The following is a 20,401-nucleotide window of genomic DNA, read 5'->3' on the forward strand; positions in this document are numbered from 1 at the left end:
TCCCCGATCTCTTGAGCGCGTTCGGGAAAGGGTTGTGGTCGCGGTCTGCGACCCAGTAGTTGGCAGGGGAATGGTCCGCCGAGGTTGAGTCCTCCTTCGCGCGTCCGCACGTGGCACAGGCCTTGGAGGCATATGAGGGTTCGACGAGGACCAGATCTTTGCCGTACTTCTCCACTTGGTACTTGGGAATGGCCTTGGGCTCGTGTAGCAATTGTTGGGCCTCGCCTTACCCTTAGGAGCTTTTGGAGGAAAATCCCACCTGCTCCTATCTCGTTCGAATATTTGTAGCCATCTCCCTAGAATGGCGAGGACACCCCCAACTCTTGGACGGGCTTCGCAAAAACGACGAAACGAGAGGCGCCCTCCGCCCCTCAGGGTGGAGTGGCTCGCGGTTGCCTATTTATCTTTATTATGGTGTATAGTCCTAGCTTTATGAGGGCTCCATCATATACTTCCTGCTTCTCTATTTTGCTGAATGCTCCATTAATCATCATATAGGTTCCATTCTTGCTCGATAGGTCCTTCAATATCATTTCCCCCCTTTCCCCTATTGAGAGCACGGCGTGGTGTCGCGACACGGTCATATCTGGAACCACGACCATGTTGTCCGGGGCGCGGCCTATGGTTATTTCCTCCATTATGTCCGGGTCTATCTCTACCTTAGTGCTCTTTATGGAGTCCAAGGGGATCTCCACGAAGGTTATCACTATCTTGCCCCCCTTCTCCTCCGCCCTCCTCGTCTCATCCCTCAAGTTCTTGGCGTCGATTGTTTCTCCACTGCTCATCCTAAACAATGGGTGTCGCGTGTACCCTTAATTAAAACTTTCCTCCGACTCCCGGGGTTTGGATCGTGGATTTTCACGCAATGTTTTTAAATACATTAGGGTATCCCTAATCATGGATCCCCTCCAGCTCCTCCTAAACCCACCTGCCGGACTAGGCATGGGGGAGATAGCCATGATAAGCTTCCTGCTGGGAATGATGCATGGAGCCACGCCCGACGAGCACACGTGGCCAATAACGTTCAGCTACGCCATAGGCAAGTACAGCACAAAGGGCGGAATGAAGGCCGGCCTTCTCTTCAGCCTAGGCTTTACAATCCAAAGGGCATTCCTCACAACGCTCGGCTACATGGGCCTCGCCTACATATATCAAAAGTATAACCTAGATGGGCCAGTCTATATAATCGTGGGGATAGTGATGGCCATAGCCGGCTCCTACATATTAAGGGGTAGATACATTCATTTGCCAATAGATGAATTGCTGGGAGGCAAGGCCCACCACACGAGGGAAGCATCGAGGCTCCCGCTCCACGAGATCCACGAGAGGGATGTGCCCCTCAAGATGACCATAATCCACGGACTAATAGCCGGCTTCGGCTTCGGCGCCTACGCCACCATAATAACATTCGTGCTGGCTCCCCAAGTCCCCAGCATAATCTATGCCCCCATCCCAGGCATCCTCTTTGGGCTGGGCACAATGGTTATGCAGNTGATGTTTGGGGCCGTGTTCGGCAGCATACTTAGGACAAAGCACCTGGGCGAGGAGGATGTGAAGCTCATTGGCAAAATGGCGGCTGGCAGAACGCTATACTATGGCGGTCTGGTATTCACGCTCGCCGGCCTCCTTATAATAGCCTTCCCAACAATAGATGCATGGGCGGTATCAACGGGAATACCAATACCGAACCTAGATGCAGTAAATATCGGACTACTCCTAGTGGTCACGGTGGTGGGCGCAATAGGCGTATACGGCATAATTAAGAGCTATATGGATGTGAAGAAAATGGAGCAACCAAGGCCGAGCAATAAATTATCTAGCAATTCATGAGGTTTGCAATTCTTTATCAATGTTGATAAAAAGAACGACAAGCCTCTCCCTTCAGGGCGGGGAGGAGGTCGCTCCTAATAAATGCAACATACGCAGCAACGTTGCAATAATAATATGTAGCTATAAATCAAAAATTGAAGCTACTTGGCGCATAAGGATTTACTCAAAATAATTAAACGCCCCCATGTTTTGGTTCGCCTCATTACTGGATGGGAATGAGGATCCTTACTCGATCTTACCGGTCCCGCCTCCTCTCGGTGATTATTGCGTGTCCATTAAGTGGTAACGCAATAAGTGCAGCAGTAATTATTTTTGGAGTTTATAGTAATGTTTATAAGTGCGTTACCAATAAGTGGACACGCTTATGAAACAAAGAATCCCCATTACCACAAGACTCCTGAAAACCATTAGGGAGCTCAATCAAAGAAATGGGCCGGGACCCATATACTCGTGAGCTTCTTGCCTTGTTGAGGACGTGGGGGTATGGGGAGAGCGTTCTCCGCTTCGTGGAGGAAGTGGAGCTCGTGGAGAGGTATGGATAGGTGCGGCCCAGCCACTAGGAGGAAGTGCATCTTCAATAGGTTGACGGAGAAGGGGCTTGAGTACTTGGAGTTCCTTGCCTCAGCCCAGTCTATTAGAGCGTGGAGGCGTACTAGGCCACTAACCAGTGTCCCCTTGATATGGCTGATCCGTTGATTAATCCAAGCCGAGGGAGTCCTCCTAGCCATGTAAGCCACGCACTCATCGGTGGGGCAATCGCCTGGAGAGGCAAGGTTAGTTATCATGGGGGCCATGACGACCCTATTCCTTGACCTCCACATCCCGAATAAAGAGGGGCTCAGTTATCTTCACGCCGGGCCAGGTCAAGGCGTTGTCAAAAGCGTTTCCACGTAATTCAGGTCGTTAGGTTTTGGGCAATGCTTATTATAGCTGCCCGGCCTAGGCGAGTTATGAGGCTGCTCTCGTTCGTTAAGGATAACGTGCCTCGCGTTGGGGCAATGGTTGTGGGCGGCGTCCTGGATCTTTCCCTGGCCTATATGCAGTTGAATGGGGTTGACGCCGTGCCGGACTTCCTCTACAGCATGAAGCGATTAATCGAGTTGGGAGAGCCCGCCCAGGGGGTGGTGAGGGAATTAATTGATAGGGGGAGAAGCGACTCAAGCCTGTTGATTAATCCTGCGGAGATAAAGTGGCTCCCTCCAGTTCCGGATCCCGAGAAGATTCTCTGCGTCGCGGTTAATTATAGGGCTCACGGGGAGGAGACCGGGCATGCCCCGCCGGAGAAGCCCTACTTCTTCCCCAAGTTCAGGAATGCATTGATAGGGAATGGGGATCCAATACTGAAGCCGCGCGTCTCTTACAGGGTTGATTGGGAGGTGGAGTTAGGCGTCATAATTGGGGCCAGGGGGAAGTACATCGATGAGAAGGATGCCTTGCAGCACGTGTTTGGGTTCACCGTGGTTAACGATGTGTCCATGAGGGATTGGCAGTTCCCGCCGGGTTGGCCCGAGAAACTGAATGCATTGGGGCAGAACTGGATATGGGGGAAGAGCATGGACTCCACGACCCCCGTGGGCCCAGTGATAGTGACTAGGGATGAGTTGGAGGAGCCCAACGACCTTAGGCTGACCCTCAAGGTGAACGGCGAGACGCAGCAGGACGGCAATACGAGGGACATGATATTCGACGTGCGTCAATTGATTCATTGGGCATCACAGGGAATAACGCTGAGGCCGGGGGACATAATATCCACGGGAACCCCCCAGGGAGTTGGAGCCGCTAAGGGGAGGTTCCTAAAGAACGGGGACACGGTGGAGGCCGAGGTGGAGAAGATAGGCAAATTGATTAATCCGGTCAAGGATGAATAGCTTCTTCGATAATGTTTAATAATAATGTGGCTGCCCCCCGTCTATGAGCCTGGAGAAGCGTTGGAGCGTTGAGAGGGAGCAGGAGTTATTGAGGACATGGGAGTCGGAGGGACGCTTCGGCACGAGGATCCAGGAGGGGAGGCCGGTCCTAGTCATCGATACTCCGCCCCCCTACATGAGCGGGAGGCCCCATATAGGTCAATTCGCCTCCTATGCCCAAATGGATATGATAGTTAGGTTCCACAGGATGAGGGGATTCAGCGTCGTCTTCCCATTCTACGCGGATAGGAATGGATTGCCCGTGGAGGTTCAGGTGGAGAAGAAGTACGGCATTAGGCTACAGGAAGTGCCGCGGGAGAAGTTCCTCGAGATGTGCAGGGCCGTCCTGAACGAGTATGAGGACGCGTGGCGCAGCGCGTTGAGGAGGTGGGGGGTCTCGGCCGATCAATGGGTGAATGGGACGGATAGCGATGAGTATAGGGCCATGACTCAATCGACCTTCATAGATATGTGGAGGCGAGGCCTCATCTATGAGGCGGAGAGACCCACCATGTGGTGCCCCAGATGCATGACGTCCCTCGCGGAGGCCGAGGTCGAGTATAGGGATGGCGAGACCACGCTCAATTACGTTAAGTTCAGGGTTCAGGAGACGGGGGAGGACATAATAATAGCCACGACGAGGCCGGAGCTCATTGCCGCCGCGGTGGCCGTCATCTATAATCCCGGGGACGAGCGGTATAGGGGATTGGAGGGGAGGCACGCGGTTGCCCCCATCTTCGGCCAAGTGATCCCCATACTGCCTCACCCGGCGGCCAAGCCCGACTTCGGCAGCGGATTAGTCATGATAAGCACCTTCGGCGACACGAGGGACCTAGCCATAGTGAACGAGTTGAGGCTCCCCATGAGGATAGTGGTGACGCAGGATGGGAGGATGAGCGAGTCGACGGGGAAGTACGCGGGCTTGCCCGTGGCCAAGGCCAGGGAGGAGGTAATCAAGGACCTGGAGGCCGGCGGCTTGCTCGTTAAGCGGGAACGCATCGCCCACTCGGTGCCCGTCTGCTGGAGGTGCGGCACCCCCATTGAGGTGATCGTGACTAGGGAGCTCTTCCTCAAGCAATTGGAATTCAAGGACAAGCTCCTTGCGTTGGTTAAGGATAGAATGAGGTTTCACCCGCCCGAGTACTCCCAGGCACTCGTTAATTGGATCAATTCATTACAGTTCGATTGGCCCATCAGCAGGAGGAGGTACTACGGAACGGAGATACCCATATGGTACTGCATGGAGGGGGACGGCGTCAAGCCCATTCTACCCAGCGGCGGGAAGTACTATAGGCCGTGGAGGGACGAGGCTCCCCCCGAGGTCAAGGAGCAGTGCAGGGGGAGGCTGGTGGGCGAGGATAGGATACTGGATACTTGGTTCGACTCCTCCATTTCCTGGATGTATGCCTCCGGCTACACGAAGTTCCCCGCGGTCTTCAAGAGGGCTTACCCAAGCGGCATAATCAGGCCACAGGGCTATGAAATAATCAGGTCATGGCTCTACTACTCCGTTCTCCGCGCGTTCCTACTCTATGGGGATGCGCCCTTCACGCGCGTCAGGGTGAATGGGATGGGGCTCGATGAGAGGGGGGAGGCCATGCATAAGTCCAAGGGGAACGTCATCGATGCCATGCATCCAATAGAGAAGTATGGCGCGGATGCGACTCGCTTCTGGGCGGCCGCGGCGGGCAAGTTGGGCTATGACTATAGGTACCAGGAGCAATTGCTTAGGACTGGGCGGGACTTCGTGACCAAGGTTTGGAATGTTGCGCGCTTCGCATACTCGTTCCCGGACCCCGGCGACGATTATGAGTTGACGCTGCTGGATGAAGCCATAATTAACGAGTTGAATAGGGTTAAGGAGCGCATCATTAAGTCATATGAGGAACTGGATGTGTATGTGGCTGCCCAGGAACTCTTCGGCTTCCTGTGGCACGTCTTCGCGGATCACTATGTGGAGGCAGTGAAGTCCCGCGCCTATAATAGGGAGGGAGGCTTCCCGGAGAGGCAGCAGAGGGGCGCCTGGCACGCGCTTCGCCTGGTAATGGATGAGTCCCTCAAGTTGCTGGCCCCGATAATGCCGTTCGTCACCGACGAGGTGTGGCGCCGAGTTCACGGCGCCTCAATACATGACGAGGGGATCGGGGACGCGGGGAAGTGGAGCGAGGGCTTGTCCACGCTATTGGCGGAGTTCATGAGGCTCAACAGCGCCGTTTGGTCCTTTAAGAATAGGAATAGGATTAGTTTGGCCGAGGGATTGAGCGCCACTATATATGCGCCCCCAGTGCTGAGGCCATTGGAGAGGGAGTTGAGGGAGATGCATAAGGTGAAGATATCGTTCGATGAGANGCCAAGCAANGCCNNGCGCATAAGCGATGAGTCGGAGATCTATATACTCATGGATGGCAAGCAGTAGGNGAATGGAGGGCTCCCTGGGCCGAGAATAAGGGGCTCGCCTCATTAATNGGTTCTTCTTTCCTGGATGTTTCTGAAACTTATGGTGGACTAGTATTGATTTGTTTTCTCCCATTTATGTGCCGCACGCGGCATTGATTTAATGCATGGGAACCATTGGGGTCGTGCCGGACCTATTTTTCGACCTATTCATGCGTCGACTAAGGGAGAAGCGGGGCGTCTTGGCTCCAGTGCCCGTGGATGACTTGTCGCCGCTGATCAAGTACGACATGTGGACCAGGGTGGATAAGGTCGAGCCCCTCGACCTCTCCGCCGTGGCTGTGGATGGCGGGATACAGGTGGCTGGGCTAAGCGATGGGAGGGAATTCGTGGTGGCGAGGGCCATAGCGATAAGCAGCTCGGGCCAAGCCCCCATTAGGGACATCGATTTAGACGCCGTTCCCCCGGGGTCGGGGGCCGGGATGAGCATGATGGCTAGGCTGGAGATGGCGGTGGCCAAGAGGAGCCTCGAATCGCCTCCAGACTATGTCCTAATGGATGGCTCCCTCTACGTCAAGGTCATGTCGCTCCTCCGCATCCTGGCAATGGATGGCGGGCAATCGGGGCCGGCCGAGGTCAGGGCGGCGGCCGGGGCCCTCGCGGCGTTGATCGATTTCCTGGAGGCGGGCCGCGACTCCCGCGTCACATCGCTATTCGTGTCGAAGGACTCGCACCTCAAGATAATCAAGGAGTACCTCCTATTTAGGCGGCTCCAGGAATTATTGGCGGGGCACATCGATGGCGCGGATCTGGGCCTATTAAGCAAGGGAGCCGAGCTATACTCGATTGCTTGGTCGAGGAAGTGGAGGCATCAATTAATGGAGTTAATGAAGAGGAGCGGCGAGTGGGGGAGGGATGCGCGGCTCCTCCTGGAGAAGGCGATTGACCAGTACTTGGGCGATTCCCTCCTCCTGGACTCCATGGCGAGGCGCGCCGGGGTTGCCAGGGGGGTCTCGCGGCCGATGTTGATTGGCGCGGTGGATATTCGCCTTAAGGAGGAGGGACTCATGGATGTGGACTCCCTTGCGAGGGCCATGGAGAGGAGGGCCAGGGACGCCGGGTTGAGGATCGATGCTGCCTCCTTGGTCCTCGGATTGCCCCGAATAGTTATGTTTCACGTCAAGGCTAGGGAAACCGATTTGCCGCTCCTCGTGGAGGTCCCAATTCACGAGCGGAGGTTCCTGGGGAATGAGTTGCCCGGCAAGATGTTTTACGAGTATGATTGGAGGAGGGACGCGGGCTTCCTCTTGTCCCAATACGTTAATCCCCTCAACTATAATAGGCTCCTCATGTTGGCGCATCACTACGCCACGTTCACGGCCCGCCAGTTCCAGGAGTACCTACTCGTGATCAGGAGGGACGCGGGGCTCGGCTCCTCCAGGCGCGGCGTGATCGGCCTCGGCTTGCCGAACGGGGAAGTAGAAAGTGAGGGGGCTCGGCGCATCGAATAGCAACGCTTATAAATGCCCTCCTTCCCCTCATTCCATGCCTAGCGATAAAGCCGTGGGCAGCGCCCTGCTAATTGTGTCGATAATAGTGATAATCGCCTATGCTTACCTGGTGTTCCTTTCCCCATGGAAGGCCCTAGTAATAGAGTTAACCGCCTTCATCGGCGTGGCGGCCATCTTCGGCATAATCGCATGGATTGGATACGCCCTCGCCACGACGCCTCCCCCCAAGCCCATTGAGGAGATAGAAAAGGAGATACAGGAAGAACTAAGCAAGTTGGAGGCCGAGGAGAAAAAAGGAGAGGAAAAGAAACAATAATACATCTTGACTTTTTAGCAATATCCATCTTTTTTGCCGGAGACCCCGCCCTGGCGGGGTAGTTCGCTAAGGTAATGCTTAAAAAGAATTGTTGTGGTGGATCATTGAATGTTTAATGGGTTTGGCGTTGCCTTAATTGAGGATTACTTGATGAATAGGCTTGGGGCCGTTAATCCCCGCCTCCTCATTGTTTTGAGGCATAGAGTGGTTAGGAGCGGCGTGTGGTGGAGGATTAAGCCGTTGAGTAGGGCTTTAATAGACTCGGTGATACTATACATTCGTAGGGGCGGGGTCATCAAGTCCTCAAGCCTTTTAACCCAATTGAGGCAAGCGGTCATAGAGGCCTTGGCCCAAGCGTTGTCACGTAAATTAACGCTCGCGGCCTACTTGATCGGGTTGAGGATGATGCGGGCAAGGGGCATCACAGTGGAATCGGTCGAGAGCATCATATCGTTGGGGATCATGTGGATGAACACGCCAAATTGGTACAAGCCGGGCATAACACCTTAATAATGCCGCAAGCCTCTGCATTAGACGTTAACATTGGGATAAATAGGAGGCTTAGCGATGTTATTGGATGGTTAGGAGCCTAATTGCCCAATAGTGAGGGGTTCACTAAATGGGTAGAAAAGCCCATACACACATGCTCGTATCAAACGACGTAGACATCGTGCTGATAGGCACAACAACACTCGAGATCCTATGCCTTGAAGTAGATTCGGTCACAGGGAAGCTAAAGGAAGCCACTACATACTTGCTCTAAACCAGGACACACAATGAGAATAATCTACATAGCACCCAGATACTACCCACACATAGGTGGTGTAGAATACGTAGTAAAGTCCGTAGCCGAGAGGTTAGTAAAAATGGGATACTCAGTCACCGTAATAGCTGGTGAACCAAGCATTGGTAAATCACGTGAGGAGGAAGTAAACGGGGTTGAAGTAATTAGGTGGCCAACATGGAGCCCAGGCGATGCCTACCACATACCAAGGCAGAGAAATAAACTAGAGAAGCTCCTCACAGACCTAGACAGAGAAGCCGACTTAATTCACATACACAGCGTACACGCAATACTAACCGTATACTCCGGACTACTAATATCCAATCATATTAACGCTAAATTCGTGATTACACCCCATTACCACGGCTCTGGGCACACTATTGCGAGGGAAATTGCTTGGACAGTATGGAGAAGATACGTAGGGAAACTATTAGAGATGGCGGACGTAGTCCACGTAGTCAGCAGTAGAGAAAGCAGCCTAATAACTAAGCATTACCCAGAAGCAAAAGATAAAGTAGTTGTAATACCAAATGGGGTTGAGGAAGATGTGATGAACTATAAATGGCAAGGGCAACAAAGCAACTACATGGTCTATGCAGGTAGAATAGAAAAATACAAAAGATTAGAATTAGCACTACAAACAGCGAAAAAATTAGGCATTAAACTTTTGATAATAGGTCAAGGCCCATATAGGAAAAAACTAGAGAAGTATATAAGGAACTATTACAGGGATCTAGCAGAACTCCTAGAACCGCAACTAAGAACAAAATACCTGGAGCTACTTGCGGGAGCTAGATATGCAATAAACCCAAGCAGACACGAGGCATACAGCATATTCACAGCAGAAGCACTAGCAATAGGAACACCAGCAATAATAACCAAAGAAATAGCAGAGAACCTAAACGCAGAGACACAATACCTTAATGAACAATTAGTAATAGCCTTAAAAGCACCCATAAAAACCTGGATCGAAACAATGCAACTATACTTAAAAGAACTGTATCAGGAATCCTAGATTACAAAGGTAAGTAAAATGCGTATAGCGTTGATTAGGAGGGAGTACATAACTCACCTTGATGGTGTAAACAGATTCATAGCCCTATTGGCGGAGGGGTTAACTAAGCTCGGCCATGACCCACTAATAATGACGTGGTGCTACAACGGCATCGCTAAGGATCAGCTTCCAGGTTGGTTCGCAAAAATGCATGGCTTAAGCACCACCATACCCATCTACACGTTGCAAACTGGGCCCTGCCAGGGTGACCCTTGGTTGAAAATCACATGGGNTTGGTGGTGGAATGGCTCTAAGCTACTTCATAGGAAAGGTGTGGATGCAGTTATTGTTAATGGCATTGTGCCGCTTAAGTTTAAGCCCAAGATACTTGTGGTTCATGATTTAGGCCCTGCCTTAACATTCAGGAGATACCTCTTCCTCGGTAAGAGCATTTTAAAGAGTTATGATGAAATAACTTGTGTAAGTAATAAAACCAGAGGGAGTTGCATACAGTACTTGGATACTCGTGCGATGTGATTCCAATACCCATGAAACTGGAATCTTATGAACCTTCTAAGTCCAGGGAAGACATAATAGTGCATATAGGTACAAGACATGTGAAGAATCCGCAAATTAGCATTAAGGCAATTAGAATTCTACGGAAAAGGGGTCATAATGTTAAGTTGGTGATCATTGGTGACCAGGTTAATGTCCCTAGTGATGAATCAATCACGTTGAGGAGGTCTATATCTGAGGAGGAGAAGGTGAAGATATTGTGTAGTGCAAAGGCTCTAATATTACCATCCAGCTACGAAGGATTCTCATATGCATCACTAGAAGCCATGGCATGCGGGACACCCGTAGTAGTCTCAGGTGCCGTACCTAAGGAGGTCGTTATTGGTGGATTCAACGGCATCAGGGTAGATAGTTACAATCCAATAGATTATGCTAATGCCTTAGAGAGGCTATTAAAAGATGAAAAGTTATAGTTAAGGTTGTCCCAAAATGGGCAGGAATTTGTGAGGCAATTCGATTATGTTAACATTGCCAGTAGGTACTTGGAACTAATCCATGGATTTATATAAATATAATGCTAAGACAGCAATATAAAATGAAGGNTTCAATTGTAGTTCCAAGCAAAGGATGCAAATACCTAAGCTACTTGCTTACTGGCCTTAGGGATCAGAATGTGAAGCCTAATGAAGTGGTTCTTGTGGTTAAGGAGTGTGACTTAAGGTATGTTGGGGGTTTGTGCAATAGGAATAACCTACCCTGTGCGATAGTTGAGCAGAAGAGTGGCTACTTTACTCACGCCTTGAATATGGGTAAAAGGGAGGCTAAGGGTGACCTCATAATATTTACGGATGATGATGCAATACCCCTAGGTAAGTGGATTGAAAGGTACATTAAATTACATACCATATACCCAAATATAGCTGGAATATCAAGCAGGGACATTCACTTAAATCTAGAAGACATGAGGGTAATGCCAACCCCAGACGATAAGGTGGTTACCAAGCTATATCGATGGACTATTAGGCCGTGGTTAGAAAGTCCACATCCATTGTTGAGGAAGTATAGGATGGGGGNTTACCTGGCTAAGAACCTTAATATCGCTCATGGACCATTTATTCCAGGTAAAGAATGCTTCTCGCTGCCCTTTAGGGGTGTTAACATGAGTTTTAAGGCAAGCTACATCTACGATGCATGGTTCCCAGAGCATGAGTTGTTGAGGAGGGCCCCAGGTAATGAACAGTACTTTGGGATGCAATTAATCCTTAAGGGCCTGGACTCCATATATGTTCCAAGTAATCCAGTGCTTCATATAGCAAGGGAGGAAAGCTTATCAAGAAGCAATGCTGGTGAAATTAAGCTGGAGACTAGAATCATGAAGTCACTTTATAGAAAGCTAATAGAGGCTATGGTAGCATGAGAGTTGCATTAGTATCCTCCGGCTTAGTATCTATACCGCCAATTAAGGGGGGTGCAGTGGAGGAGTATGTTTACCAATTGGCTAAGCACCTTAGGAAACTTGGTGTAGATGCCTTTGCTATGGATGCTAAGTGGGGCGGCAATTCGGTTGAGGTAAATGATGTAGATGGAGTGGAGATAGTCAAGGTTCCAGTGAGACCTCTGGCACAGAATATCAAGAGGAATATCATCATGGAGCTCCAGTTTGGTAGGGCAGTGGGTAAATACCTGGGGAATGAGGAGATTGACGTAGTGCATGCTAATACGGCATGGGCCGGGTTTGCACTGGCTATTAACCGCAATCAATCATACGGGCTTATGTACACATGCCATAATCCGCTGTGGCCCGAGGATAAGGTGCACCTGGGCGAGAGGGTTGTTAGGTTGGTGGAGGGCTTCACGATGAGGACTTCAAATGCGATTGTAGCGCTCAATAAGACCATGTATAGGGCAATAGTTGAAAAGGCAGGTGTTAATGGTGATAAGGTGGTGATCATCCCCAATGGTGTAGATGTTGATTACTTCAAACCTGGGTTAAGAAACCGTGAGCTCCTAAGTAAGTTTAGCCTTGAAGAGGGAGACTACATATTGTTCGTGGGTAGGGTCTCGCCTGAAAAGGGAGTACATCTATTGCTAAAGGCCTTTAACTACATTGCCCAGGAGCCTGTTCACGTGAAGCTGGCCATTATAGGGCCACTTACAAGCTCCTTCTCAGCATCAGAAGCTTCACCATACGCCAGGGTAATTGTTGAACGCTAAAAGGAGGATACCAGGTTAGAGTAATTTTCACAGGCGCCGTAAATAGAGACGAATTAAGAGTACTATACTCCAACGCACACCTCCTCGTACTTCCGTCACTAGCTGAGGCATTTGGCTTAGTGCTTATTGAAGCAATGGCGTCTGGAATACCCCCAATAGACTCCACGGCAGGTGGAATACCCGATGTAATAACTGATGGTGTAAATGGCCTATTATTCAAGAAGGGGGATTGGAAAGACCTAGCAATGAGGATGCTTACGCTAATTAATGATGAAACCCTCAGAAATAAACTAGCCGCAAAAGCCAAAGAGAAACTGCAGTAGAGAAATATAGTTGGCAGGTTTTTGCGTCAAAGATGAAAGAAATCTATGCTGCGGTCTTAAGATGAATATAATAATTCTTGGACTGCGGGAACCGGTCCCATCCACTAAGGGTGGTGCGATCAAAAACTTACGTGGGGTCTTGCAAAAGGTTTAGCCAAGTATGGTCATGAAGTAACTATTATCTCTATCTGTAAAAATCCAATTAGCAAGTACACAACCGAAAATGTTAATATAATTTTGTATACCACCTCCTATTACGGGTTCACGATTTTATTTCAAGGAAATGCCTTTATTCTCATACAGAGCTGGAAAAACCGTTAAAAATCTCTTAATGAATAAGCCAAATAGAAAAGATGATGTAATTATTCATTCAGTATATTTTTACAATTCAGTATATTTTTACAACTTAATGATGTTTCCTCCACTTAATGAGATACAATTAGTCGTTACCGAGTTTGAACATTATCCATGGATACCCGAATACCTGTATCATAGACCATTCATTATCAAGTTTAGATATGACTAAGTGGATGCTTGATTCACTAAAATCAGAAGAGAGTTAGCACATCTAAAAACGTTAGTATCCTAATATTTGCATCATCAAGCGCTATCTATGGTGAACCCATCAGGGTGCCAATATCTGAGGATCACCCATTAATGCCTAGATCGCCCTATGCTGCAAGTAAGGTTTCTGGTGAAGCTTTTGTTAACGCTTTCGCTGCTCNGTATGGTTTTAGGTCTATAGTTCTTAGGTTTTTCAATGTTTATGGGCCAAAGCAGTCGAGAGCATATGCTGGTGTTATTAGTGAGTTTATTAGAAGGGTTTCTAAGGGTGAGCCACTGATTATTTTCGGTGATGGTGAGCAAACAAGGGACTTCGTGCATGTAAGTGATATCGTTAATGCTATAATGATTTCGCTTAAGAACGAAGAAGCTAGGGGTGTGTTTAATATTGGTAGTGGTGAGGCAATAACAATAAATCAATTGGCAAGACTCATCATCAAGATGGCGGGTAAGGAGGATCTGAAGCTCATATATGAGTCATCCAGACCCGGTGATATTAAGTATTCGGTGGTTGACATAACGAGGGCTAAGAAGGAGTTAGGGTTCGAACCCAAAATGAAGCTTGAGTTAGGCATTAAGGAGTTACTTAAAAATTACAAAGACACAGCTTAGTCCAGCGGTGTTAGTGCCAAGACTATGATGCTAATCAATCTCGGCTTCTGGGATTAGGGATTATAACCTTAGTTAGAGTGAAGCATTCATGCTATTGCAATGTAAAGGTTTAGGCATCAAGCTTAGGCAACATCTTGTTTCATTTAATAGAGCTAAGCATATAAAGCCATCAAATACAGGAGCGTCATGAAGCAGGATAGCGTAATTACAGTTTTACTAGTTGCAGCGGCTTTGGTTTTTGCAGCGCTTTACGCAGCTAACCGCCTAAGTATTAATTTATTAATCTATATAGAGGTAACTTTGGTCTTGGCAGTCTCAGCATTACTCTTGCCTACTGGTGTAAACAGAAGCAAAAATAAAGAGATACCAACGTTTAGGATGCCTTTCTCGCTATGGTTTCTACCCATAGCAGTATACGCTGTGAGTCAGGTAGAGATTCTTCTTCTCAGACGGACTGGTCTGGGCTATGTGGTGGCATTAGCGGCGGCATTAACAGTAACTGCATTTGCACGTGAAGAGCCTATGAAGAAGGTTATGGTAGCCACGGCGATAGTGGGGGTCTCCATAGTCATTCTTTACTCGATTTATACCCCTTCGTTTGGCAATGATACTTGGAGAGACATAATCTGGGCTACTCAAATAAGCCAATTGGACCATATTGCTGCAGCGACAATTAAACAAGGTGCATATCCTTTTCCCATGGTACCTCTGACTTATGCTATGTTATCAGTTACAAGCGGAATGAATGCCACTTGGGCCAGTGTTGTGCTTGGCCTAATCTATCTGGTTCAATTACCATTGTTGATATACCTATTATCAAGGAGGTTCACCGGCATATCTAACCCTCAAGCATCCTTGCTGCTGCTCATCGCACCACTCGCTGTTATATGGTCCGTAGGGTACATACCAGAGGTATATTCACTAAGCCTATTCCTTACCGCTTTCCTGCCGCAATTGACACCGGTTACCTTAGTTCCCTTACTTGCGGCTGGCGTTTTTGGACATGGTGGTGTAGCTACTTGGATGGTCATAACTATGGTGGTTCTCTGGATTACCACCAGGAAAAAAAGTGTGACAAATTTACTGCTTTATTTGTTAGTTGTTTTTATAGCATATGCAGCCTATACTACGTTATTATTCGAATTGACTGGTGCTTACAACGGTGTGTTAAATGCCGTATTAGCATTTCTGCGGGGTGCAAGAATACTCTCGGCAACAGTGCCTGTACCTAGTCCTCCAACTTCATCTCTTGGTAACTTGGCATTATCCACGCTTGCTGTACTAGGTCTCTTTGTATTTCTGCGNGGTAAAGGAGCTGCAAGGGCTTTAGCATTCTTCTCTGAAATGTTCCTAGTGATTGCATATATAGGTGCATCGGTGTTTCCAGCTGCAGATTTACCACGATACCTCGGATTGCCGTCAGCAGCGGTGTTAGCTATCCTGGCGCCTTATGCGTTTAAGGTGCTCGCGGAGAAGAGTGGTGGTCGTATTTTTTCTTCTCTGCTTTTAGTGGTTACTATCATTGCCTTTGCATATTCAGGGTTATTTGCGCCTGGAAACCCATATACAGCTAATCAATATAGCTATTCCGTAAATGGCTTGATAAGCTATGATGACGCATCGCAGTTAATTGCCCTTTCACATATTCTGGGGCCTGGTTTATACCTAACTGATTGGCGGAGTGGTCTATTCCTTGCTTACAAGTATTTATGGATAATTCCTCAGTATCAAGGATTTGAATATAATAATGTTAAGCTTTTATATGCTGGTTCTTATGGATTATTCATTAACTCGATGTATCTACGAAATTTTAGAGGGTTAGTACTGCTAAGGCAAGGGGCCATGGAAATGCCTGGAGTTTATGAACCTGGCATATTTAGCCATGTACTTATTTATAATGGTGATATACTTTTTAATGGTAATAATGGATCCATTTTAATATGGGCTCAACCGCCGTCGTAGGTCCCTTAGGCATAGGAGGCGTTCGCTACATTACCGAGAAGCTTCTTGAGGCACTTAAGAGAGAGGGGATGGCGGTTGATAGAGTGGTAATAGATGGGAACTTACTCGGTCAGGCATTTTCCTACATTAAAAAAATGCGGTTTCTTCAGCAATACCAAGACATAATCTTTACTGGTTCAATACCGCCTCAAATGCATATATTCATCAACAATAGAGTGAAGGTAGCTTTATTTATTCATGGATTTATTTACAATGAGCTTTCGGGGGCTATAACTCAGGCACCACCTAGGATTAAAGCTGGTGCTTTATATCTTCTTTCGCAATGGAATTTCACTAGATTATTTAATAGAATTGATTTATACATATGCCATAGCATCACTGCATGTGAAGCAAACAAAATATATGATGAATTTATTCTTATTCCTCAATTCATATTTCCGGAGGAAATACAGCAATACATGGAAAAGAGTAAGAGTGTCAAAAATAACGATGGAAAGACAATAAAGGTTATGACTTATGCATCGTTTGGTGATTCACCTAGGTTATTGAAGGAGCATTCTCTATTAACCCTTATGAAACTAGTTAGCAAGCAGGTTAATAAGGAAATAGAATTCATTATAATCAATCCATCAGCCACCGCTAAAAAAGAATACATAGGTAATCTAGTGGTGAAATGGATGCCTTATCTGCCAAGAGAACAGTTCCTAAAGCTACTCGCAGATTCCGATCTATACATTGAGAGGTGCATTGATGAAGAATTAGGACTGGGATCCATAGATTCAGTGTTAATGGGTACCCCCATTGCCAAGCTAACGCATAGCTTTTATGTAGACAGGCAAGACTACACCAATGAGGTGATATGGGAATCCTCACTTAATAAGTTAGTTAATGCAATCTCCGACTATCTAAAGAATGTTGAGTATTGGAAACCCTTTTACGTCAAAAGGCTCGGAGAATTCCTCCTAAATAAACGTAATTGGGACCATATTAAGGAACCACTTATTAAGTTCCTTAAGTAACTACACTATTTATGGTTCGCAGTTAGAATCGTGTGAAAATAATACTTATAAGTCTTCTTCAGTTCTGAGACATAATGAAACTTTTGGTAATTACCAATGGTATTTGGTACAGTGGGGCGCAGATCTCCACTAACGAGTTTTTGTCTTTCCTTACAAATTTGAAGAGCGTAGAAGTAAAGATGGTTTCCTGTCTTGGGGTAAATTTATTCCATCTCTTGCTAATGTTGAGATTCATAGGGTGTCCTGCTGTACTGGTGTGTTACTTCTCGCATGAAACAGGGTAAAGCTAAAGTATGCAAACCCATGCGCATATACGCTAAAACCTTGAAGTTTATATGGAAAGCAGGATTGAGGGAAAACTACCTGCGCATTAAACCTCAATCGAAGTAACCCCCAGATGGATCAAGGCCATTGATTAAACTCCTGGTCATCTTCATTAACTCATCCTCATCACCGTTAATCTCCTCAAACTCCCCAAAATCAATATTATACGTAGCTACACCATGCCTCGTGTAAACCCTTACCCTGTGGGCAAGTAGCCTAAGGGCTTTCTCATAGTTTAGCTTTGAAACATCTACTAAGTGACCTGGAGNTATTCCAAAGCTCTCTGATATAGCTACACTTGAACCAACCCTAGGCTCCTCATTATCAATAACCGCCCTAATTATTGACGGAACCTGCGTTAAGCTTACAANCGACCCCACCTGCTTTGGTGGCTTAACCCAACTGGGCCACTTAACCCACAGCGGAACCCTAAGTAACCCATCCCTCAAGAAGTACCCATGGCCTAAACCACCATCACCAAGTAGCTCGCCATGATCCGAAGTAACAATTACCAGCGAATCATCTAAGTACGGCTTAAGCGCCCTAACAATCTCCACAGCCCTCTTAACAGCATAAGCGGCATGCCTTGGATAGCTCTTCCTTAGCTCCTCTATAACCGAATCATCTGTACCATTATTAATCACCCACTTTGTAATAGCCTCATTATGCAACTTATAATTAAGGTCATTGTGTAAGTACGGGCTATGAGCCTCCATAATATTTATAAGTAGAAAGAATGGCTGTGAGAACTTAGCATTCTTTAAAATCTTAATTACCTGGCTAGAGCCCTTCTCCATGGTTAAATCATAGATTGTTAATTTATGCCCTAGCTCAATAAGGTTCCGATATACATTGCAGAATCGCATCAACATGTAGTAAACTAAGCCGTCTACTGCATCACGTATATGTCCCTCATTCATCAAGTCCAGAAACATCCTAACCTTATTTCCCCCATACTTCTTTCTTAACAATTTACTTAGCTCATTAGGTCTTTCCTGGTAAATTAATCTAAAACAAGGATTAAGAAATGAAACCATGATAGTATCCTTAGCGTTGAACCCAAAGAGCGGTGTTATGTATCCGTTTGCTGTTATTACTCTTGTCTCATATCCATCATTTTCTAATTCACCAATTATACCGTAGTTCAGTTGCCTCATCCTAACCCTGGCTATGTCGGCCAACTCATCATTAGTCCTCACACCCCTCGACTCATGTATTTCATGCTGGCTTGGGTACATTCCCGTGATTAGGCTGGCGTGGCTTGGTACAGTCCATGGCGCCGGCGCTATGGCGTTCTCATACTTAATGAAGCCAAGCTCCCTAAGCGCCTCTANCCCGCTTGAGTAATCCTCCCTCAGCGTGTCAATGACTAGTATTACTACGTTCGGCTTCCTCATAGCTGTTTCACATGTATCCATACTTTCTGAGCAGCTCCATTATTCCCTCCTTATCCTGCGCCCTGCCCACCCTCACCACGGTGCTATCCTTACCACCGCTCCAAACGATAAGTGTCTTTCTAAGCGTCTCCAGGGCAACCTCAGCAATGGTCTCAGCAACCTTAACCTTAAAACCCAGAGGCATCAAGTCAATCCTACGCCTAGGCGCAGCCCTCTCCAGCAGGGCATTCACGTAATCCTCGGGACTCAACCCAAGGGAATCAGCCAACTCCAAAACCCTCCCAGCAACTGAGCCACTAAGGCACAGGGAATTAGACATAAAGAAGGGAGAGAAAACCCCCTATAAAGTATTATGCTATGAAATAATAGAGACGGCACCCGGGCGCTCTGACCTCTTCCCCACCCTTGTGGGGCGAGGGTTTCTTGGAGGTTACCCGCCTTTAGTGCTACTGAAATCATTAATGGGGCTGAGTTTAATAAACCCATTGCTTTTAATGGTGAGAGCAGCAACAAACCCATCAAAGGGGTCCCTAAGCCTACCGTACCAACCACCAAAGCCTCAATGGGGACATTACCAGCCACTCCCCAATACCCGGCAGCATCCCATTGTTAACCCCAGCCCCGTAAATCCAGGCAGCCACGGCGTTGGCGACTACCATATGGCAATCCCCATATCCATGAAACATCACTGGATCCCCTAGCCAACACAAGGGGCCTTGCGTTGATCAACTTGGCATTGGTGTACGCCCACCTAACCCCACTCACGTCAACCTTACCGGCCTTAACCTAAACGGAGTACCTATTGCCGCACTCATCCTCGGCTATTAAGTCACCTCGCCAACCACAACCCCCATAACCTTAACCCAAATCAATTGCCCTAAACCCAAGCCTACTAAGCAGCTCGGCGGCGCAAACCCTCAAACCTAACTCCACTACCAATCAATGCCTAGGTTGAAATGCCTTAGCCAATAAAGAGCAATACATTTTAACACGCCCACCAATGCCTCATGTGGCCAAGTTAATTGGTTTAGCGGTGCTGGTGCTCGTGGCATTAAGCCTAGTCATAGTGGCCCTTGAGGCGCCGCAGCCCCCAAGGAGCCTACTGCTGGCCTACGGCAACGTATCGGCCATAGGGGCTGAGGGCGGGAACGTAACAAGGCTAGTGGCCACGCTCAACGAAGCCATAAACCTCACCGAGGCCGGCCAATACGACGGGGCGGCGGGGTTAGCATCAAGCATACTCAACCGGGCCCCAGCCTTGGCTAGGCAGGTTGAGCAGGGGAGGCTCCTCGAGGCCGTGGCCTATGGGGCCTTGGGCGCCTTAGCGGTGAGCGCCTTAACGCTCCTCTACCTGAGGCGCCGTGAGTTGGTGGGTTCGCTTTGGCTTAGGTTCAGGGGCGGGGATAGGGCAACCCTAGGCGGCGGTAAGGCGAGGGGCTTCTTGACCGATAGCGAGGTCCTGGCCGNTTTAACCGGGCTCGTCATAGTCCTCGCAGTATTCCTAGCTGCCCACAGCCTCACCGGGGTTGAGGCGACCCAGTTCTCAGCCATAGGCCTACTGGGGCCTGGGGGCAGGATTGGGGGTTACCCAACCTCAGTGGCCGTGAACCAAACCATCAATACATACATACTGGTCTACAACCACATGAATAGGCCCATTTGGTTCGTGGTCTACATATACGTAACCAACGACACGACTCCACCGCCGCTGCCGGGCAACCCACTATTAACCTA

The 20,401-nt window shown here is 48.2% G+C and carries 22 protein-coding genes; 18 read left to right on the forward strand and 4 right to left on the reverse strand.

Annotated features, from left to right (window positions below):
* Nucleotides 1-371 precede the first annotated feature (371 nt).
* Nucleotides 372-785 carry a hypothetical protein gene (locus AT710_04845; GenBank protein KUO92016.1) on the reverse strand — a complete coding sequence of 138 codons (414 nt, stop codon included), beginning with the start codon at nucleotides 783-785 and terminating at the stop codon, nucleotides 372-374.
* Nucleotides 786-897: 112 nt separating this feature from the next.
* Between AT710_04845 and AT710_04850 the strand changes: the two genes are divergently transcribed.
* Nucleotides 898-1,830, forward strand: coding sequence for a hypothetical protein (locus tag AT710_04850; GenBank protein ID KUO92017.1), 933 nt, complete (start codon nucleotides 898-900; stop codon nucleotides 1,828-1,830).
* A gap of 416 nt (nucleotides 1,831-2,246) precedes the next feature.
* Here the strand turns inward: AT710_04850 and AT710_04855 are convergent, their stop codons facing one another.
* Nucleotides 2,247-2,651 (reverse strand): hypothetical protein, encoded by a 405-nt coding sequence (locus tag AT710_04855; protein KUO92018.1) that lies wholly within the window; start codon nucleotides 2,649-2,651, stop codon nucleotides 2,247-2,249.
* A gap of 129 nt (nucleotides 2,652-2,780) precedes the next feature.
* Between AT710_04855 and AT710_04860 the strand changes: the two genes are divergently transcribed.
* From AT710_04860 to AT710_04935, 16 genes are all read left to right on the forward strand, one after another.
* On the forward strand, nucleotides 2,781-3,698 hold the full coding sequence (locus AT710_04860) for a 2-hydroxyhepta-2,4-diene-1,7-dioate isomerase (GenBank protein KUO92019.1): 918 nt from the start codon (nucleotides 2,781-2,783) through the stop codon (nucleotides 3,696-3,698).
* Nucleotides 3,699-3,741: 43 nt separating this feature from the next.
* Nucleotides 3,742-6,153, forward strand: a complete 2,412-nt coding sequence (locus tag AT710_04865; GenBank protein KUO92020.1) for a valine--tRNA ligase — start codon at nucleotides 3,742-3,744, stop codon at nucleotides 6,151-6,153.
* A 145-nt stretch (nucleotides 6,154-6,298) separates the two neighbouring features.
* Entirely contained in the window at nucleotides 6,299-7,642 is a 1,344-nt protein-coding gene (locus AT710_04870) for a hypothetical protein (protein ID KUO92021.1), read from the forward strand.
* Between the two features lie 34 nt (nucleotides 7,643-7,676).
* Nucleotides 7,677-7,958 carry a transcriptional regulator gene (locus AT710_04875; protein ID KUO92022.1) on the forward strand — a complete coding sequence of 94 codons (282 nt, stop codon included), beginning with the start codon at nucleotides 7,677-7,679 and terminating at the stop codon, nucleotides 7,956-7,958.
* Nucleotides 7,959-8,066: 108 nt separating this feature from the next.
* Nucleotides 8,067-8,468: a hypothetical protein gene (locus tag AT710_04880; GenBank protein ID KUO92023.1), complete on the forward strand. Its 402-nt coding sequence runs from the start codon at nucleotides 8,067-8,069 to the stop codon at nucleotides 8,466-8,468.
* A gap of 266 nt (nucleotides 8,469-8,734) precedes the next feature.
* A complete protein-coding gene (locus AT710_04885; GenBank protein KUO92024.1) occupies nucleotides 8,735-9,757 on the forward strand; it encodes a glycosyl transferase in 1,023 nt (340 codons plus the stop codon).
* Nucleotides 9,758-9,787: 30 nt separating this feature from the next.
* Complete coding sequence (locus AT710_04890) at nucleotides 9,788-10,273, forward strand: hypothetical protein (GenBank protein ID KUO92025.1); 486 nt, start codon at nucleotides 9,788-9,790, stop codon at nucleotides 10,271-10,273.
* An 80-nt stretch (nucleotides 10,274-10,353) separates the two neighbouring features.
* Nucleotides 10,354-10,725: a hypothetical protein gene (locus AT710_04895; GenBank protein KUO92026.1), complete on the forward strand. Its 372-nt coding sequence runs from the start codon at nucleotides 10,354-10,356 to the stop codon at nucleotides 10,723-10,725.
* A gap of 122 nt (nucleotides 10,726-10,847) precedes the next feature.
* Nucleotides 10,848-11,669 carry a glycosyl transferase gene (locus AT710_04900; GenBank protein ID KUO92027.1) on the forward strand — a complete coding sequence of 274 codons (822 nt, stop codon included), beginning with the start codon at nucleotides 10,848-10,850 and terminating at the stop codon, nucleotides 11,667-11,669.
* Entirely contained in the window at nucleotides 11,666-12,466 is an 801-nt protein-coding gene (locus AT710_04905) for a hypothetical protein (GenBank protein ID KUO92028.1), read from the forward strand. Before AT710_04900 ends, AT710_04905 begins: the two co-directional genes overlap by 4 nt.
* Before the next feature lie 134 nt (nucleotides 12,467-12,600).
* Entirely contained in the window at nucleotides 12,601-12,789 is a 189-nt protein-coding gene (locus AT710_04910) for a hypothetical protein (GenBank protein ID KUO92029.1), read from the forward strand.
* 283 nt (nucleotides 12,790-13,072) lie between these two features.
* Nucleotides 13,073-13,315, forward strand: a complete 243-nt coding sequence (locus AT710_04915; GenBank protein ID KUO92030.1) for a hypothetical protein — start codon at nucleotides 13,073-13,075, stop codon at nucleotides 13,313-13,315.
* 104 nt (nucleotides 13,316-13,419) lie between these two features.
* Nucleotides 13,420-13,965, forward strand: coding sequence for a hypothetical protein (locus AT710_04920; protein ID KUO92031.1), 546 nt, complete (start codon nucleotides 13,420-13,422; stop codon nucleotides 13,963-13,965).
* A gap of 186 nt (nucleotides 13,966-14,151) precedes the next feature.
* The gene (locus AT710_04925; GenBank protein KUO92032.1) at nucleotides 14,152-15,927 is read left to right on the forward strand and encodes a hypothetical protein; all 1,776 of its coding nucleotides are present in this window, start codon (nucleotides 14,152-14,154) and stop codon (nucleotides 15,925-15,927) included.
* Nucleotides 15,906-16,946, forward strand: a complete 1,041-nt coding sequence (locus AT710_04930; GenBank protein ID KUO92033.1) for a hypothetical protein — start codon at nucleotides 15,906-15,908, stop codon at nucleotides 16,944-16,946. The genes AT710_04925 and AT710_04930 overlap by 22 nt, the downstream gene beginning before the upstream one ends.
* A gap of 74 nt (nucleotides 16,947-17,020) precedes the next feature.
* Nucleotides 17,021-17,230 carry a hypothetical protein gene (locus tag AT710_04935; protein KUO92034.1) on the forward strand — a complete coding sequence of 70 codons (210 nt, stop codon included), beginning with the start codon at nucleotides 17,021-17,023 and terminating at the stop codon, nucleotides 17,228-17,230.
* A gap of 93 nt (nucleotides 17,231-17,323) precedes the next feature.
* On the opposite strand, the gene AT710_04940 is transcribed toward AT710_04935, so the two are convergent.
* Nucleotides 17,324-18,667, reverse strand: coding sequence for a hypothetical protein (locus AT710_04940; protein KUO92035.1), 1,344 nt, complete (start codon nucleotides 18,665-18,667; stop codon nucleotides 17,324-17,326).
* A 7-nt stretch (nucleotides 18,668-18,674) separates the two neighbouring features.
* Entirely contained in the window at nucleotides 18,675-18,986 is a 312-nt protein-coding gene (locus AT710_04945) for a hypothetical protein (GenBank protein ID KUO92036.1), read from the reverse strand.
* 690 nt (nucleotides 18,987-19,676) lie between these two features.
* Here AT710_04945 and AT710_04950 point away from each other — a divergent pair.
* Nucleotides 19,677-20,401 (forward strand): hypothetical protein (locus AT710_04950; GenBank protein ID KUO92037.1); only part of this gene is annotated, 725 nt, incomplete at its 3' end.

Source organism: Thermocladium sp. ECH_B, from assembly GCA_001516585.1.
GTDB lineage: Archaea > Thermoproteota > Thermoprotei > Thermoproteales > Thermocladiaceae > Thermocladium.